Raw genomic sequence first — 16,190 nt, 5'->3', positions numbered from 1 at the left:
GATGCGAGGCCGGCTTCCGGCCGGCGAACCCGTAAGCCTTGCCGGGCAGGCATCGCGCGTGCGGATGACGAAAACGGAAGCGCTTTTCCGTGCGAGAATTCGACATTATTTACTTTTGCAAAAATTGACATCGCCCGATCCAGAGGACGGGCGAGGAGATCGAGCGTCGATGAAACCTGACAATCTGATCGCGGATACGAGGAATAGCGGGCTCGACCCGAGCTTCCTTCTGGGGGGCGGCGAAATGGGCGCGCTCATCCGCGGGTTCGATTGGACGCAGACCACGCTCGGCGCGCCGGCGCACTGGCCGCAAAGCCTCAAGACGGCCATCCGCATCATGCTGACCTCGCGCCAGCCGATCTGGGTCGGCTGGGGCCCCGACCTCCTGTTCTTCTACAACGACGCCTACAAGTCGATCATCGGCGGCAAACATCCGCAGGCGCTCGGCCAGCCTACGTCGGTCGTGTGGCGCGAGATATGGAGCGACATCGGGCCGCTGCTCGACACGGCGCTCACCGGCGTCGAAGGCACTTACGTCGAACAGAAGCTCCTCATCATGGAGCGCAACGGCTTTCCCGAGGAAACGTACTACACGTTCTCCTACAGCCCGATTCCCGACGATCGCGGCGGCGCGGGCGGCATCATCTGCGCCAACAGCGACGACACCCAGCGGGTGCTCGGCGAGCGCCAGCTCAACGTGCTGCGCGAACTCGCGGCGTCGGCCGCGGATGCGCGCGCGTGGCGCGAGGCCTGCGAACTGTCGATGAACGCGCTCGAGAGCGCGTCGCGCGACCTGCCCTTCGCGCTGCTCTACGCAGCGGAGCCGGGCGACGAATCGGCGACGCTGGTGGGCTCTTGCGGTATCGCGCCAGGGCATCCGGCCGCGCCCTCGATGCTGCACGCGAAGCAGGCGCATCCCTGGCCGTGGCGCGACGTGCTGCGCGCAAACCAGGCGCGCGTGGTGACGGATCTCGCGCAGCGCTTCGACGCGCCGCTGCCGGGCGGTACTTGGAATACGGCGCCCGGCAGCGCCGTGCTGCTGCCGATCGCGCAAGCCGGCGAGTCCGGCCGCGCGGGCGTGCTCATCGCGGCGCTCAATCCCTACCGGCTCTTCGACGAAGGCTATCGCGCGTTCGCGAATCTGGTCGCGAGCCAGATCGGCGCGGCGATCGGCTACGCACATGCCTACGACGAAGAACGGCGCCGCGCCGAAGCGCTCGCCGAAATCGACCGCGCCAAGACCACGTTCTTCTCCAACATCAGTCACGAGTTCAGAACGCCGCTCACGCTGATGCTGGGCCCGCTCGAAGAACTGCTCGCCAGTCCGGAACGCGTGAGCGCCGAGGACCTGCGGCTCGTCGAGATCATGCATCGCAACGGACTGCGGCTGCTGAAACTCGTCAATGCGCTGCTCGACTTCTCGCGCATCGAGGCCGGACGCATCGAGATTCACCGGCAGCCGACCGACATCGCCGTGTTCACCGCCGAACTCGCGTCGCTGTTTCGCTCGGCGATCGAGACGGCCGGCCTGCGTCTCGAGATCGATATCGAGCCTGTTCCGGTGATCGCGGATATCGATCGCGACATGTGGGAAAAGATCGTGATGAACCTGCTGTCGAACGCGCTGAAGTTCACGTTCGATGGCGTCATCGCCATCACGCTGCGCGCCAACGCACAGCGCGGCGTCGAGATGAGCGTGCGCGACACCGGCATCGGCATTCCGGAAAGCGAACTCGCGCGCGTGTTCGAGCGCTTTCATCGCGTCGCGGGCGCGGCGGGCCGGTCCGTGGAAGGCAGCGGCATCGGGCTCGCGATGGTGCAGGAGCTCGTCAAGCTGCACGGCGGCGCGATCGGCGTGCAAAGCCGGCTCGGCGCCGGCACGCGCTTCACGGTGACGCTGCCCGCGTCGACTGAAGAGGCCGCCGGCGGGCATGGCGCGCCGCATGCCGAAGCGAGCTCACGCGCGCGCTCTTATGTCGACGCAGCCATGCGCTGGATGCCCGACGCGACCGAGTGGGCCAACATCGAAAGCCAGGAGGACACGCCGCTCGGCGTGACCCCGACCGACGAGCCGAAGCCAGCGCACGCGCTGCCCGGCCGCGTGCTCGTGGTCGACGACAACGCCGATTTGCGCGACTACATGCGCCGCATGCTGGCGGCGGCGGGCCACGAAGTGAGCATCGCGGCCGATGGCGATGCCGCGCTCGCGATGGCCCGCGCGAGCCGCCCAGAAGTCATCGTCTCGGACGTGATGATGCCGCACCTCGACGGCTTCGGCCTGCTGCGCGCGCTGCGCGAGGACGAGGCGCTGCGCGAGACGCCGGTCGTGCTGCTGTCGGCGCGCGCGGGCGAGGAAGCGCGCATGGACGGCCTCGAAGCGGGCGCCGACGACTATCTGACCAAACCCTTCTCCGCGCGCGAATTGCTCGCGCGCGTGGCGAGCAATCTGCGGCTCGCGCGCTTGCGCCGCGAGACGGAGCAGAAGCTGCGCGAAGAATCGCGCACGCTCGAGATCATCAATCGCGTCGGCACGGCGGTCGCGGGCGAACTCGATCTGAGCCGCGCCGTGCAGGTGGTGGTGGACGCCGCGACGGAGCTGACCGGCGCCGCCTTCGGCTCGTTCTTCTACAACGTGATCGACGACGAAGGCGGCCGTTACACGCTCTACACGCTGTCGGGCGTGCCGAAGGACAGCTTCGCCCGGTTCCCGATGCCGCGCAACACCGCCGTGTTCGGGCCGACCTTCGAAGGCGTCGGCACCGTGCGTTCGGACGACATCACGAAGGACCCGCGCTATGGACACAACGCGCCGCATCACGGCATGCCGAAGGGCCATCTCGCGGTGTGCAGCTATCTCGCCGCGCCGGTGGTCTCGCGCACGGGCGAAGTGCTCGGCGGACTGTTCTTCGGCCATCCGGAGCCGGGCGTGTTCACCGAGCGCGCGGAGCGCATTCTCGAGGGCATCGCGGCGCAGGCGGCGATCGCCATCGACAATGCGCGGCTCTATCGCGCAGCGCAGGACGAGATCGCCGAGCGCACCAAGGCGCAGGACGCGTTACGCGATCTCAACGAGACGCTGGAGCGGCGAGTGGCCGACGCCGTTGCCGATCGCGACCGGTTGTGGGAGCTGAGCGAGGACCTGTTCTATGTCGCGAGCGCCGAGGGCGCGCTCCTGCGCGTGAGCCCTTCGTGGACCACGGTGCTGGGATTCGACTCGCAGCGCCTGCATTCACACGCCGTGCTGGACCTCGTGCATCCCGACGATACGCAAAGCGCCGCCGCGGAGCTCGACCTCCTGCGCGCGAGCGGCCAGCCGGTGCGCTACGAGTGCCGGCTGAAGCGCGCGGACGGCGGCTGGCGCTGGATCGCGTGGACGGTGTCGCTCGATCCGCGCACGCGGCGCATTCACGGCGTGGGCCGCGACGTCACGGCGGACCGCGAAACCAGCGAGGCGCTGCGTCACGCCGAGGAAGCGCTGCGCATGGCGCAGAAGATGGAGGCGATCGGCAAGCTCACGGGCGGCGTCGCGCACGACTTCAACAATCTGCTGCAGGTGATCGGCGGCAATCTGCAACTGCTCGCCAAGGACGTGGCCGGCCGCGACAAGGCTGAGCAGCGCGTGCGCAATGCGCTCGCGGGCGTCGCGCGTGGAGCGAATCTGGCGTCGCAACTGCTCGCGTTCGGCAGACGGCAGCCGCTCGCGCCGAAGGTCGTGAATCTGGGCCGCTTCGTGCGCGGTCTCGACGACATGTTCCGCCGCGCGCTCGGCGATGGCATCGAAATCGAGACCATCGTGTCGGGCGGCTTGTGGAACACGCTCATCGATCCGTTTCAGGTCGAGAACGCACTGCTCAATCTCGCGATCAACGCGCGCGACGCAATGAGCGGTCACGGCAAGCTCACGATCGAAGCAGGCAATGCATCGCTCGATGAAACCTACGCATTGCGCAACGCCGACGTCACGCCCGGCCAGTACGTGATGGTCGCGGTAACCGACACGGGCTCGGGCATGTCGCCGGAAGTGCGCGAGCGCGCGTTCGAACCGTTCTTCACGACCAAGCGCGAAGGTCAGGGCACGGGCCTCGGGTTGTCGATGGTATATGGCTTCGTCAAGCAGTCCGGCGGCCATGTGAAGGTGTACAGCGAGCAGGGGCACGGCACGACGGTGCGCATCTATCTGCCGCGCGCGCGCGAGGAAGAAGATCTCGAAACGACCATCGATGCGGGCCCGGCGAAGGGCGGCAGCGAGACCATTCTCGTCGTCGAGGACGATGAGGAAGTACGCGGGACGGTCGTCGAACTGCTCGCGGATCTCGGCTATCGCGTGTTGCGCGCGAAGGATGCGCAGAGCGCCCTGGCGATCGTCGAGAGCGGCGTGCCGGTCGATCTGCTGTTCACCGATGTCGTGATGCCCGGGCCGTTGCGCAGCACCGAACTGGCGCGCAAGGCGCGCGAGCGCGTGCCGGGCATCGCGGTGCTGTTCACGTCCGGTTATACGGACAACGCGATCGTCCATGCGGGGCGGCTCGACGAAGGCATCGATCTGCTGAGCAAGCCTTATACGCACGAGGCTCTGGCGCGCAAGGTGCGCAACGTGCTGGGGCAACGCGTGGACGCGCCGGTCCTGGCTTCGCCGCATCAGGGGACGAGCGTGCCGGGCGTGGCGCAAGACGATCCGGCTGCGCGCATGCGCGTGCTGTTCGTCGAAGACAACGAACTCGTGCGCGCGAGCAGCGCCGAACTGTTGCGCACGTTCGGGGTGGATATCGTGGAGGCGGCGAGCGTCGAGGAAGCGCTTGCGCTATTGCGCGAACATCGCTTCGAGTTGCTGCTGACGGATGTCGATCTCGCGGGAAAGTCCGGAGTGGAACTCGCGATGACGGCGTGCGCGGAAATGCCCGGGCTCGGCGTCGTGTTCGTCACGGGTTTCGATCTTTTGCTTTCGGACGATGAACGGCGGGCCCTGCCCAAAGCGATTCAATTGCGCAAGCCGTTCGATCCGCTGGCGCTGGTTAGCGCCTTGAACGCCGCGATGGCGGGCCAGGCTTGACGCCCTATATCGTCCCCGTATCGAACTCGGCCAGCTCCAGCACCGCGAAGCCGCGCGTATGTTCCTTCGCCCAGCGCTTCGCCACCGCCGCGACCGTGCTCACATGCGCGCTTCCCCGCGCCGCGCCCGCCTCGATGCAAACCGCGCCCGCGGATAAGCGCACGAAGCCGAAAAACGTCGGCCGCCCCAGGCGGTCGGTCCCGAGAATGCCGCCCGCGAGCCGCTCTTCCGGTGCATAGAAGCGTTTGACCAGTTCGTTGAACGCCGCGATCGCCTGCTCGATCCGCTCACGCCAGTCATCGCTCTGGAACAGCAGCAGAAAGTCATCCCCGCCGACATGCCCCAGAAAGTCACGCGTCGGCTCGCACACTGAAGCAAGCGTGTTTGCCGTCGCCTTCAGCACTTCATCGCCCTGCCAATAGCCATATCGGTCGTTGAACGGCTTGAAGTGATCCAGATCGAAGTAACACGCGACGAACGCCGAACCATGCGCGACCAGCCGGTCGATATGCGAATTCAACGGCACGTTGCCCGGCAGGAAGGTCAGCGGATTCGCGTAGCGCGCCGCTTCCACACGCACCTCGGTCACCGCGCGCACCATGCTCGCGCCCGTCCCGAGACCAACATAGCGCCCGTTGTCCGTGACGATGAAGCCATCCGACAAGTCGCGCTGGTCGTCGCTCGCGAACAGGCGCGCGATCTGCTCCAGCGTCGAACCGCGCTCGACCACGAGCGGCGTGACATTGGCGAACTGCATGCACGGCCGCTTGCCGAAGACTTCGCGGTGATACGGCAACGCATATTGATCCATGAACGACCTGCGATTGATCAGGGCGACGGGCCTGCCGTCGTCGACGATCGCGACCGCGTGCAGCAACGGCATCGCGTTGAAGAGCCGCACGACATCGTCGTTGCGCGACCTCACCGTGAGCGCCGGCGCTTCGACGAGCATTCGCTCCAGCAGCACGGCGTTCATGTCGGCGGTCGCGCTCGTGCGCGTGCGCGCCGGATAGACCGCGATCTGTCCCGAGCGCAGCGCGTTTGCGACCGGTTCGGGCAAGCGCGCATCGGGTGACGCCGCCGGGCGGCCGAGCAGATAGCCCTGCGCGCACGCAATGCCGAGATCGCGCACGATCTCCAGATCCGCCTGGGTCTCGATGCCTTCCGCGATCAGCAGCGCGCCGCTCGCATTGGCGAACGACACCATCGCCTTCACGGCCTCGAACTTGAGCGGATCGCGCGCGATATCCGCGACGAAGAAGCGGTCGATCTTCACGTAGTGCGGCGCGAGGCGCACCCATAGATTCATCGACGCGTTCGCGCTGCCGTAATCGTCGAGCGCGAATTGCGAGCCGGACGCGCGCAGCGCACGCACGCTCGCGCCGAAGCGATCGGCATCGGCGATCACGCTCTGCTCGGTCAGTTCGACGACGAGCCGCTTCGCATCGAGCCCGCCCGCGCGCGCGAGATCGCCCGGCGTCTGGCACTCGATGATGCTCGATTCGATCGCAGCCGCGCTGAAGTTCACGAACAGCAGCCCGCTGCGCGCGAGCCGCGCGAACGCGGCGATGCACGCGCGCGCCGCCGCCTGTTCGAGCGCGATGGTCTGCTGTTCGTGCGCCGCCTGCTCGAAGAGCGCCGCGGGTGATTCGAGTGCCGTGCCCGCCGGACCGCGAATCAGCCCTTCATAGCCGATGATCTCGCCATCGGCGAAACGCACGATAGGCTGAAACACGGCCCTCAACGCGTTCGACGCGATGAGTTGCCGGATGCTGGGAGCATGCGTCTCGGGGGCGCACAGACTGAGGGACATGGGGCTGTTTTCGAACGAACGGTCTATCGTCAGAACTATCGTCCGGCGCAGCACTAACTTGAGTGAAGCTTTTGTGAATCGTTGCACTGCCCTGGTGCTTCGCCCATGTCACTCGTTGGCCCGAGCGCGATTATCCCGCGCGGCGCTTTCTCACTGCCTGCGCAAGCAGTTCGAGCACCGGCTCGCTTTGCGTCCAGCCGAGGCAGGCATCCGTGATCGATACGCCATGCTTCAACGGCACGCCCGGCTTGAGATCCTGACGGCCCTCCTCCAGATGGCTCTCGATCATCACGCCCGTAATGCGGCGCTCGCCCGCTTCGAGTTGCCGCGCAATGTCCTGCGCGACATCGGCCTGGCGCAGATGCGACTTGTTCGAGTTCGCGTGCGAGCAGTCGATCATCACCTGTTCGCGCTGGCCGAGCGTGGCGAGCGCGCCGCACGCCGCCGCGACGCTTTCGGCGTCGTAGTTCGGGCCTTTCTTGCCACCGCGCAGAATCACGTGACAGTCGTCGTTGCCGCGCGTTTCGAAGATCGCGGCCATGCCCATCTTGGTCATGCCCATGAACGCGTGGCTCGCGCGCGCCGCGACGATCGCGTCCGCCGCGACCTGCACGCCGCCGTCGGTGCCGTTCTTGAAACCGATCGGACAACTCAACCCCGACGCCAGTTGCCGATGACTCTGGCTCTCCGTCGTGCGCGCGCCGATCGCGCCCCACGCGATCAGATCGGCGATGTATTGCGGGCTCAGCAGATCGAGGAATTCGGTCGCCGTGGGCAGGCCCAGGCCGCTTATGTCGAGCAAAAGTTCGCGCGCGCGGCGCAGGCCCTCGTTGATGCGGAAGCTGCCGTCGAGACGCGGGTCGTTGATATAGCCCTTCCAGCCCACCGTGGTGCGCGGCTTCTCGAAGTACACGCGCATCACGACGAGGAGATCATCGCGCAGCCGGTCCGCGACCGTCTTCAGGCGCTGCGCGTATTCCATCGCCTGGTCGTGATCGTGAATGGAGCACGGTCCGACGACAACGACGAGCCTGTCATCTCGCCCGTGAAGAATCCTGGCGATCGCCGCGCGGCTTTCTTCGACGAGCGTCTGCACGCCGGGCGTGACCGGCAGTTCGTCTAGCAGCAGCGCCGGAGAAATCAGCGGGCGCACCGCGCCGATGCGCGTGTCGTCGATGCGCGTGATGTCTTGCGTGGAGTCGGCCACGCCGGTTTCCTGATCGCGGGAGGGATTGTCAATGCGTGTCAAGATAGGCTCCGGGATGCGTAATTGATGCAAATTTCGCTTGATTATGCGTACTTTCCGCGCGCGAGGCCCCTCACGGCGCAAACCTCGATTATCGCATCCGCGAAGGCCCGCGCGCTCGATCCTGCGTATGATGAAGCCGGATACGACACATTCAATGGGAGAGCTTCATGCGCATAGAAACCTCATTTCTCTTCGATCTTGACGGCACGCTGGTGGACAGCGTCTATCAGCATGTGCTGGCGTGGAAGGAAGCGCTGGACGCAGAGGGCATCGAGTTGTCGGTGTGGCGCATTCACCGGAAGATCGGCATGAGCGGCGGTCTTTTCACCAATCAGTTGTTGCGCGAGACGCACGGCGAGATCAGCGCGGACCGCGTCGAACGGTTGCGCGCGCTGCATGCCGAGGCCTACAAGCGTCTGCGCGCTCAGGTCTGTCCGCTTCCCGGCGCGCGCGAACTGCTCGACGCGCTGACACAGGCGGGCACACGCTGGGCGATCGCGACGAGCGGACGCATGGAAACGGCGCAGGTCAATCTCGAAGCGCTGGGCGTCGATCCGTCGAAGCAGGTGGTCGTCACGCGCGATCAGGTCAAGTACGCGAAGCCCGATCCCGATCTGTTCCTCGCCGCCGCCGCGCGCCTGAATGTGCCGATCGAACATACGGTCGTGGTCGGCGACAGCATCTGGGACATGCTGGCCGCGCGACGTTGCCGCTCGCTCGGCGTGGGCCTCCTGTCGGGCGGCTACGGCAGCGACGAACTGGAGCGCTCGGGCGCGCTGCGCGTCTACGAAGATCCGGCCGATCTGCTGCTGCATCTCGATGAAGTCGCGGCGCGGCCGTGAAGCCCGCCGAATCGTGAGAAGATCGCGCGCATGACTACCTCTGCCATCGACGTTCGTCCATGGGGCGACATGCATCTCCATACCCTGCGCAATGCCTCGGGCATGCGCGTCGACATCAGCGATCTGGGCGCGACGCTCGTGTCGTGGCATGCGCCCGATCGCGCGGGCCATCTCGACGACGTTCTGCTCGGGCACGACACGCCCGCCGAGTATCTCGACAGCACCGCGTTCATGGGCGGCATCATCGGGCGCTGGGCCAATCGCATTCGCGATGCACGCTACGTGCTCGATGGCCTCACGCACGAAGTCGAGGCCAACGAAGGCGCGAATCATCTGCATGGCGGCTCGGCGGGGTTTCATCGGCAGATGTGGCGAGCGGAACATGTGGACGGCGTGCTCGTCATGCACTTGCGTTCGCCCGCGGGCGCGGCGGGCTTTCCCGGCAATCTCGATGTCACCGTGCGCTATGCGCTCGCCGATGACGGAACGCTATCGCTCGATTACGAAGCCCGCACCGATGCGCCCACGCCCGTCAACCTGACGAACCACGCGTACTTCAATCTCAGCGGCGAGCAGGGAGAGGACGCGAGCGTTCGCGATCATCGCATCACGATTCATGCGCGCGAGTTCTTCGCGATCGATGCAGGGTCGATTCCCGTCGCGCGTGAAGATGCGACCAATACCGCGTTCGATTGCCATACGCCGCAGACCATCGGCGAGCGCCTCGCGCTTTCGAACGAGCAACTGAAGCTCGCGGGCGGCTTCGACCATTGCTATATCTTCGACGATGCGAAAGCACCGCGCGCGGTGGCCTCGCTGTTCGATCCGTCGAGCGGACGCGAACTGCTCGTCGCCAGCGATGCGCACGGCCTGCAGTTCTATACGGGGAATCATCTGGAAGGCGTGGCGGCGCGCGGCGGTGCGCGTTATCGCAAGCATGCGGGACTGTGTCTCGAAGCGGGAGGCTTTCCGAACGAGATCAACATGGACGGCGGGCATGCGGTGCTGCGCCCCGGTGAGGTGTATCGACAGCGCACGCGCTATACGCTGCGCGTGCGCTGAACGCGCGATCAGAAGATATTGCGCAAGCCGATCGACACGCCGGTCTGGTTCGAGCGGCCCGGCAGCTCGACATCAGCTGCCCCCGTGACCTTGTTGAAGTCCACCGTGCCGTACACTTCGGTGCGCTTGGAAAGCGCATATTCCGCGAGCGCGACGCCGGTATAGCGATTGCCGCTGCCGGTCGCGCCGCCGCCGATCGCCGCGTTCTTCATGTGATCGTAGTAGAACGCACCCGTGAGCAGAAGCGCCGGCGTGACCTGATACGTGACGCCCGCGAACGGTCCATCGTCGCGGCGGCCCGAGCCCTTCAGGATGTCCGTGCCGGATACGAGCCCGCGCTGCTGCAGGATGCTGTCGACGAAGCCCGTGTCATCGGTCGAGTGCAGATAGCCCACATAAAGCTTCGCCGCGCCGATCGTATAGACCGCGTTGGCGTTCCAGATCTTCTGCTTGTTGGCGGAGTTGTCGCTGTTTTGCTGATAGCCGCCGCCGATGGACAGCGGGCCCATCGCATACGAGGCCGTGAAGCCGTACATGTTGCCCGCGCCCATATGGCCCGGAACCTGGCCCGAAAAACCGCCCGCGCCGGTTGCCGTGTAGTTGGTGCCGAACGAGTACATCGCGCCGATCGTCAGACCCGCGAACGTGCCGTTGTACTTCACCGCGTTGTCGGCATAGAGGCCCGCGCCCAGCGCCACCGGCAGCCATGCGTTCTCGAAGTAATTGCCGACGGTGAGCGGATCGTAGGTGTCGGAGAGCGTATCGAACAGCGGCGTCTTCTGACGGCCGAGCGTGACCGTGCCGTACTGGCTCGACAGGCCGACGAAGGCCGCGCGATTGAATGCGCGCGCGCTGTCCGAGTACTGGCCGTTCTCCAGTTCCACGCCGCTTTCCAGCTGGAAGATCGCCTTGAGGCCGCCGCCGAGATCTTCGACACCCTTGAAGCCGATGCGGCTATTGGTGATCGCGCCGTTCGTCATGTACAGCTTGCCGTCGTTATTGGCGTTCGCGTTCGTCAGATAGCGCACGCTCACGTCGGCGACACCATACAGCGTGACCGAGCTTTGCGCGAATGCGGACTGACAGGCGAGCGCGATCAGCGACACGCCGATGCCTGCAACGGCACGCGATGTGAATGTCTTCATGATGTGTCGGAAGTGTAGTTATCGGTTTTTTGTAAGACTCGAATGAGCAGCCGATTTTTATCACATCCAATATCGAAGCGCGCGACTCGTAGCAAGGCGTGTCGTGGTTTTAGCAACAGTCGGTTTAGTCAGAGAAAAGCCGCGAACGCGATAACTTCCGATAACTTTGCCATGCTGCGTTCGCAAATAGTTCTTTAAAGAATCGTGCGCGTCTCACACTCGCGCGCGCGCCACCGCTTCTCCGGGTTCCGCAGGCACCGCCTCCAGAAACCCGCGCCCCATCTCTTTCTCGAAGCGAGACGGGCTACCCTCCCACACGATGCGCGCGTGCTCCAGCACATACACGCGATCCGCATGCGGCAGCGCAAACGTTACGTTCTGCTCGCCGAGCAGCACGGTGATCGGCGTGGTCTTCTGCATCAGATCCATCGCCTTCGATAGCTGTTCGAGAATCACGGGCGCGAGGCCCAGGGTGGGTTCGTCGAGAATGAGAAGTTTGGGTTGCATCATCAGCGCGCGGGCGATGGCGAGCATTTGCTGTTCGCCGCCCGATAACGTGCGCGCCGTTTGCGTCTGCCGCGATTCGAGAATCGGGAATAGCTCGAATAACCATTCGAGCTGACCCTTGCGCATCTTGTCGGAAAGGTGATAGCCGCCGAGATCGAGGTTCTCGCGCACGGTCATGTCGCCAAACAACTCGCGCGTTTCAGGACATTGCACGATGCCCGCGCGCGCGATCGCCGCGCCGCTCATGCCCTTCAGATCGCGCGCGCCATAACGAATGGTCCCGTGATAAGGCACGAGTCCCGAGATCGCGTTGAAGAGCGTGGTCTTGCCCGCGCCGTTCAAGCCGACGACCGACACGAACTCTCCTTCGCGCACATGCATGCTCACGCTGTCCAGCGCGCGCGCCTTGCCGTAGAGCACGCCCACATCCTCGACCCGAAGAATCTCGGGCTTGTCGTTCACCACTTGGACGCCGCGATCGCGCGCTTCGATCTTGCCGCCGAGATAGACGCGTCGCACGGTCTCGTTGCGCATCACCTCCTCGGCCGTGCCTTCTGCCACGTACTCGCCGAGATACATCGCGAGCACGCGATCCGCGAGCGCCGCGAGACTCTTCACGTTGTGATCGACGAGCAGCACCGCTCGCCCTTCCGCGCGGAAGCCGCGAATCAGTTCGGAAAACGCTTCGGATTCGGCCGCCGTGAGACCGGCGAAAGGTTCATCGACGAGCACGACGCGCGGATCGCGCGCGATCGCCTTCGCCATCTCCATGCGGCGCAAATCGGCGAACGGCAGCGTCGCCGGGTGACGATGCATCACGCGGCTCAGACCCACGCGCTCCGCGATCTCGCGCGCGCGCCGGTTCACATGCGGATCGGCCGCGAGCTTCACGAGCGAGTCCGGCAGCAGCGCGAGCTTGATATGTTCGAGCACCGTCTGCCGATGCAGCGGCCGCGAATGCTGAAACACGATGCCCACGCCCGCGCGCGCGATGCGATGCGGCAGCCAGCCGGCCATCTCGACGCCATCGACCTTGATCGATCCCGCATTGGGCCGCTCGATGCCCATGATCAGCTTCATGACCGTGGACTTGCCCGAGCCGTTCGGTCCGATCAGCCCGAGTATTTCGCCTGGCCGGATATCGAAGCCGATGTCGTTCACCGCGACGAGACCGCCGAAGCGCTTGGTCAGTCCGCGCACGGAGAGCAGAGGCGCGCTGTTCTCGTGATCGTTCATTCGCGCTCCCTCACACGCAGGATGTTGCCGAGCAATCCATCCGGGAAGAACAGGATGACCGCGAGCGCGACGGCCGCGACCACGAACGTGTTGATCTGGCCGAGCGGCCGCAGGAACTCGCCCGCGACGATGAGAAAGATCGAGCCGAGCACCGCGCCGAGTATCGTGCGCCGTCCACCGAGCACAGCCGCGATGATGATCTGCACGCCGATGCCGATATCGACCACCGTGCTCACCGAAGCCGTGCCCTGATAGAACACGAGCATGGCACCCGCGACGCCCGAGAATACCGCGCTGATGCAGAACGCCGCGAGCTTGTGCTTGACGACGTTGAAGCCGAGCGCCTGCGCGCCGACCGTGTCCTGCCCGCTCGCCTGCAGGATGAGGCCTATCGCCGAGCGCGACAGACCGAACAGGATGATCGCGCAGACGATCAGGAACGCGAGCGCGATCCAGTAGTTGTTGCTCGCATCGACCGACATCACATCGGGCACCATCATGCCGATCTCGCCGCCGGTGATGCCCGCGAAAATCACGATCGCGTTCTGCAGGAGCAACACCGCGACCAGCGTCACGAGGCCGAAGTAAGGACCGCGCAAGCGCAACGCGGGCACCGCGAGCAACAGGCCGCCGACAAGCGCGACGAGACCGCCGGCCATCACGCATACCGCAATCGGCGCGCCGGCGTGCGCGTTGAGAATCGCGGCGGAATACGCGCCCAGGCCGATCAGGAATGTAGGCCCGAAATTGACTTCGCCGGCGAAGCCGAACAGCAGATCCCACGACATCGCGAAGACGCCGAAGTAGTACGCGACCGTGAGCACGCCGAGGATGTATCCGGTGAGCCACCACGGCAAGGTCGCCGCGACGATCGCGAGCAAAACCGCGGCCCAGATCAGGCGAGAACGAACGAGATCTTTCATGGTCAGCGCCGTCCGAGAAAGCCTTGCGGCCGCACATACACCACGAGCACCAGCAGCAGCAGAGCCGGCAGCGGCCGCAACGTCGGCGCGATGAGATACGCGGTCACGGTCTCCAGATAGCCGACGACATACGCGGCCATCAGCGAACCGGACACGCTCCCGAGTCCGCCCAGCACGACGATGGAAAACGCGCTCGCCGTGAGCTGCCCCGTGTTGTTGCTGCTGACGCCGAGAAACGAAGCGAGCAGCACGCCCGCGATCCCCGCGAGCACGCCGTAGATGGTCCACGCGAGCAGATAGATGCGCGAGAGCTCGAAGCCGAGCAGGGTGAGGCCGCGCGGATTCATCGACGCGGCAAGCAGCGCCTTGCCCGCTTTCGTGCGATTCACGAAGAGCCACAACAAGCCGATCACGACCCAGCACACCACCGCGATCATGATCTCGTTGTAGGGCACGCGCACGCCCGCGATACTCGCCACGCCGGGAATGAGCGGACGCATCGTGATGGGGTTGTCGGAGAAGAGATAGGCCATGCCCTGCTGGATCATGATGCCCCACAAGAGCGTGCCGGTCAGCACGAAGATCTCTTTCTCTTCACGCGGAATCGCGGTGGAGCGCTGAATCGGCCGCACCACCATGAAGTACGTGCTGAACGCGGCGATCATGCCGCAGATCACGCCGAGCGGCGTGCCGAGATAGGTGCCGAGACCGGCTTCGCCCGCGAGCGCCCAGCCGAGCAGCGCGGCGATCAGCATGACGCCGCCATGCGCGAGATTGAGCACGCCGGATACGCCGAAGATCAGCGTGAAGCCAATCGCGCCCAGCGCATAGAGCGAACTGATCGCGAAGCCGTCGATGAGTATTTGCAGAGGCAGCATGGGCGGCCCTCGATGTCGATGCGAGTTCAAACCAACTGGAACCGGTTCGCGCTACCGGCGCGAACCGTCGGGCGCATCCATGAAATCGCGCTTAGTTGGCGGCCGCCTGCACCTTCACGAAGGCCGGGAACTTGACCTTCCCATTCGCCACCGACTTCGGCCAGATTGCGACCTGCTTGCCGTTCTGCCATTGCAGGTTGATGCCGGTGATATAGCCTTCGCCATACTTCAGCGCGTGCGTGAACTGATCGTTCTTGCCATAGAACTGCCAGCGTCCGATCGTGCCCACATAGTCGGTCTTTTCGAGCGCATCGACCATCTTGTCGGGATCGGTGGAACCCTGATTGCGATGAATCGCATCGGCGATGATGTACACGAGGTCATAGCTCGTGAAGCCGTCATAGGCGGGAGATACGCCGCCGTTATGCTTCTGATACGACTCGATGAAAGGCACCGTCTTCGGCGTGATCGCGACGCCCGGAGCCGCCGCCGACGCCGTGATGACGCCCTCGGTCGCGCCGTTGGTGTCTTTCCAGAAGCTCGTCGTCGTGGCCTGCGAGCTCTGGCCCGACATCGGAATCGGCACTTGCTGATCGTGCCATTGCACGGTCGGCTGCACGCCCACGTGACTGATGCCGGTCGTGATCGTGTCGGGATGCTTCGCTTCGATCTGGTTGAAGATCGGGGTGAAGTCCGACGTGTCCGGATTGAAGCGAATGTGATCGAGCACCTTGAGACCCGCCTTCGGCAGGCATTCGAGGTAGCGTTCGTCGAGCGGCTTGGTCCACGCGGCGTCTTCGCTCATCACCACGGTCGTCTTCATCTTGAACTCGCCGACGAGCACGTCATGCGAGAAATCGCAGATGGACTGCGCGATGAACGCCGAGGTCATCCAGCCGTGGAAAGTGTACTTGTAGTTGTTGTAGTCGTCGTGGACGCGCTTGGAGATATCGTTGCTCGCCGCGCCCGGCGTGATGAACGGCATCTTGAGGCGCGCGGACCAAGGTTCCATCGCGAGCGCGACTTCACTGATATAGCTGCCGATGATCGCGACCACCTTGTCCTGACTCGCGGCACGCTGAAACGCGCGCACGCCGTCGGAGGCCGACGAGTGATCGTCATACGCGATGATCTGGATCTGCCTGCCGTCAACGCCGCCCTTCGCGTTGATCTCCTCCGCCGCGAGTTGCGCCGACTTGCTGATCGAAGCCCCCGCGACCGCGGACTCCTCGCTGATGACGCCGATCTTGATCGGCTCCCCCGCCGCATGCGCCGTGGCCGAAAGGCCCAGCCCCGCCATCACCGTGCTCGTTGCGACGACGGTGCTCATTCCCCGCCACGTCTTGCGCTTCGACATCTTCAGTCTCCTCTTTGTAATCGGTAATCGATCGTGGAGCGACGCCAGCAGACACATGCAGCATTTAAGGATTTGCCGACAAACAGTAGCACTCGTGTTTCAAGCGCTAAATCAGTAATAACGATAAA

At 64.9% G+C, this 16,190-nt stretch carries 10 protein-coding genes; 3 read left to right on the top strand and 7 right to left on the bottom strand.

What is annotated here, in order from left to right; all coding sequences use genetic code 11:
• Positions 1–169 precede the first annotated feature (169 nt).
• Entirely contained in the window at positions 170–5,050 is a 4,881-nt protein-coding gene (locus tag AWB79_RS03810; protein WP_061166059.1) for a response regulator, read from the top strand.
• Positions 5,051–5,054: 4 nt separating this feature from the next.
• Here AWB79_RS03810 and AWB79_RS03805 read toward each other — a convergent pair whose 3' ends face one another.
• Together AWB79_RS03805 and AWB79_RS03800 are read right to left on the bottom strand one after the other, a co-directional pair.
• Positions 5,055–6,863 (bottom strand): GGDEF domain-containing protein, encoded by a 1,809-nt coding sequence (locus AWB79_RS03805; protein WP_061166058.1) that lies wholly within the window; start codon positions 6,861–6,863, stop codon positions 5,055–5,057.
• A gap of 130 nt (positions 6,864–6,993) precedes the next feature.
• The gene (locus AWB79_RS03800; RefSeq protein WP_061166057.1) at positions 6,994–8,112 is read right to left on the bottom strand and encodes a 3-deoxy-7-phosphoheptulonate synthase; all 1,119 of its coding nucleotides are present in this window, start codon (positions 8,110–8,112) and stop codon (positions 6,994–6,996) included.
• Between the two features lie 167 nt (positions 8,113–8,279).
• Between AWB79_RS03800 and AWB79_RS03795 the strand changes: the two genes are divergently transcribed.
• On the top strand, positions 8,280–8,954 hold the full coding sequence (locus AWB79_RS03795) for an HAD family hydrolase (RefSeq protein WP_061166056.1): 675 nt from the start codon (positions 8,280–8,282) through the stop codon (positions 8,952–8,954).
• Positions 8,955–8,984: 30 nt separating this feature from the next.
• Complete coding sequence (locus AWB79_RS03790) at positions 8,985–10,016, top strand: aldose epimerase family protein (protein ID WP_061166055.1); 1,032 nt, start codon at positions 8,985–8,987, stop codon at positions 10,014–10,016.
• Positions 10,017–10,024: 8 nt separating this feature from the next.
• Here AWB79_RS03790 and AWB79_RS03785 read toward each other — a convergent pair whose 3' ends face one another.
• The 5 genes from AWB79_RS03785 to AWB79_RS03765 form a co-directional block, all read right to left on the bottom strand.
• Positions 10,025–11,161 carry a porin gene (locus tag AWB79_RS03785; RefSeq protein ID WP_061166054.1) on the bottom strand — a complete coding sequence of 379 codons (1,137 nt, stop codon included), beginning with the start codon at positions 11,159–11,161 and terminating at the stop codon, positions 10,025–10,027.
• A 213-nt stretch (positions 11,162–11,374) separates the two neighbouring features.
• The gene (locus AWB79_RS03780; RefSeq protein WP_061166053.1) at positions 11,375–12,904 is read right to left on the bottom strand and encodes an ATP-binding cassette domain-containing protein; all 1,530 of its coding nucleotides are present in this window, start codon (positions 12,902–12,904) and stop codon (positions 11,375–11,377) included.
• Positions 12,901–13,827: a branched-chain amino acid ABC transporter permease gene (locus AWB79_RS03775; protein WP_061166052.1), complete on the bottom strand. Its 927-nt coding sequence runs from the start codon at positions 13,825–13,827 to the stop codon at positions 12,901–12,903. Before AWB79_RS03775 ends, AWB79_RS03780 begins: the two co-directional genes overlap by 4 nt.
• 2 nt (positions 13,828–13,829) lie before the next feature.
• Positions 13,830–14,705 carry a branched-chain amino acid ABC transporter permease gene (locus tag AWB79_RS03770; RefSeq protein WP_061166051.1) on the bottom strand — a complete coding sequence of 292 codons (876 nt, stop codon included), beginning with the start codon at positions 14,703–14,705 and terminating at the stop codon, positions 13,830–13,832.
• Between the two features lie 91 nt (positions 14,706–14,796).
• Positions 14,797–16,062 (bottom strand): ABC transporter substrate-binding protein, encoded by a 1,266-nt coding sequence (locus AWB79_RS03765; RefSeq protein WP_061166050.1) that lies wholly within the window; start codon positions 16,060–16,062, stop codon positions 14,797–14,799.
• Positions 16,063–16,190: the final 128 nt, after the last annotated feature.

Origin of the sequence: Caballeronia hypogeia (genome assembly GCF_001544875.2) — a bacterium.
GTDB lineage: Bacteria > Pseudomonadota > Gammaproteobacteria > Burkholderiales > Burkholderiaceae > Caballeronia > Caballeronia hypogeia.
This window is presented reverse-complemented; position numbering and strand designations above follow the sequence as displayed.

Coding starts and splice junctions, on each gene's coding strand:
- AWB79_RS03805 (WP_061166058.1), bottom strand. CDS start 6,863: ATGTCCCTCAGTCTGTGCGCCCCCGAGACGCATGCTCCCAGCATCCGG.
- AWB79_RS03785 (WP_061166054.1), bottom strand. CDS start 11,161: ATGAAGACATTCACATCGCGTGCCGTTGCAGGCATCGGCGTGTCGCTG.
- AWB79_RS03810 (WP_061166059.1), top strand. CDS start 170: ATGAAACCTGACAATCTGATCGCGGATACGAGGAATAGCGGGCTCGAC.
- AWB79_RS03775 (WP_061166052.1), bottom strand. CDS start 13,827: ATGAAAGATCTCGTTCGTTCTCGCCTGATCTGGGCCGCGGTTTTGCTC.
- AWB79_RS03780 (WP_061166053.1), bottom strand. CDS start 12,904: ATGAACGATCACGAGAACAGCGCGCCTCTGCTCTCCGTGCGCGGACTG.
- AWB79_RS03770 (WP_061166051.1), bottom strand. CDS start 14,705: ATGCTGCCTCTGCAAATACTCATCGACGGCTTCGCGATCAGTTCGCTC.
- AWB79_RS03765 (WP_061166050.1), bottom strand. CDS start 16,062: ATGTCGAAGCGCAAGACGTGGCGGGGAATGAGCACCGTCGTCGCAACG.
- AWB79_RS03790 (WP_061166055.1), top strand. CDS start 8,985: ATGACTACCTCTGCCATCGACGTTCGTCCATGGGGCGACATGCATCTC.
- AWB79_RS03795 (WP_061166056.1), top strand. CDS start 8,280: ATGCGCATAGAAACCTCATTTCTCTTCGATCTTGACGGCACGCTGGTG.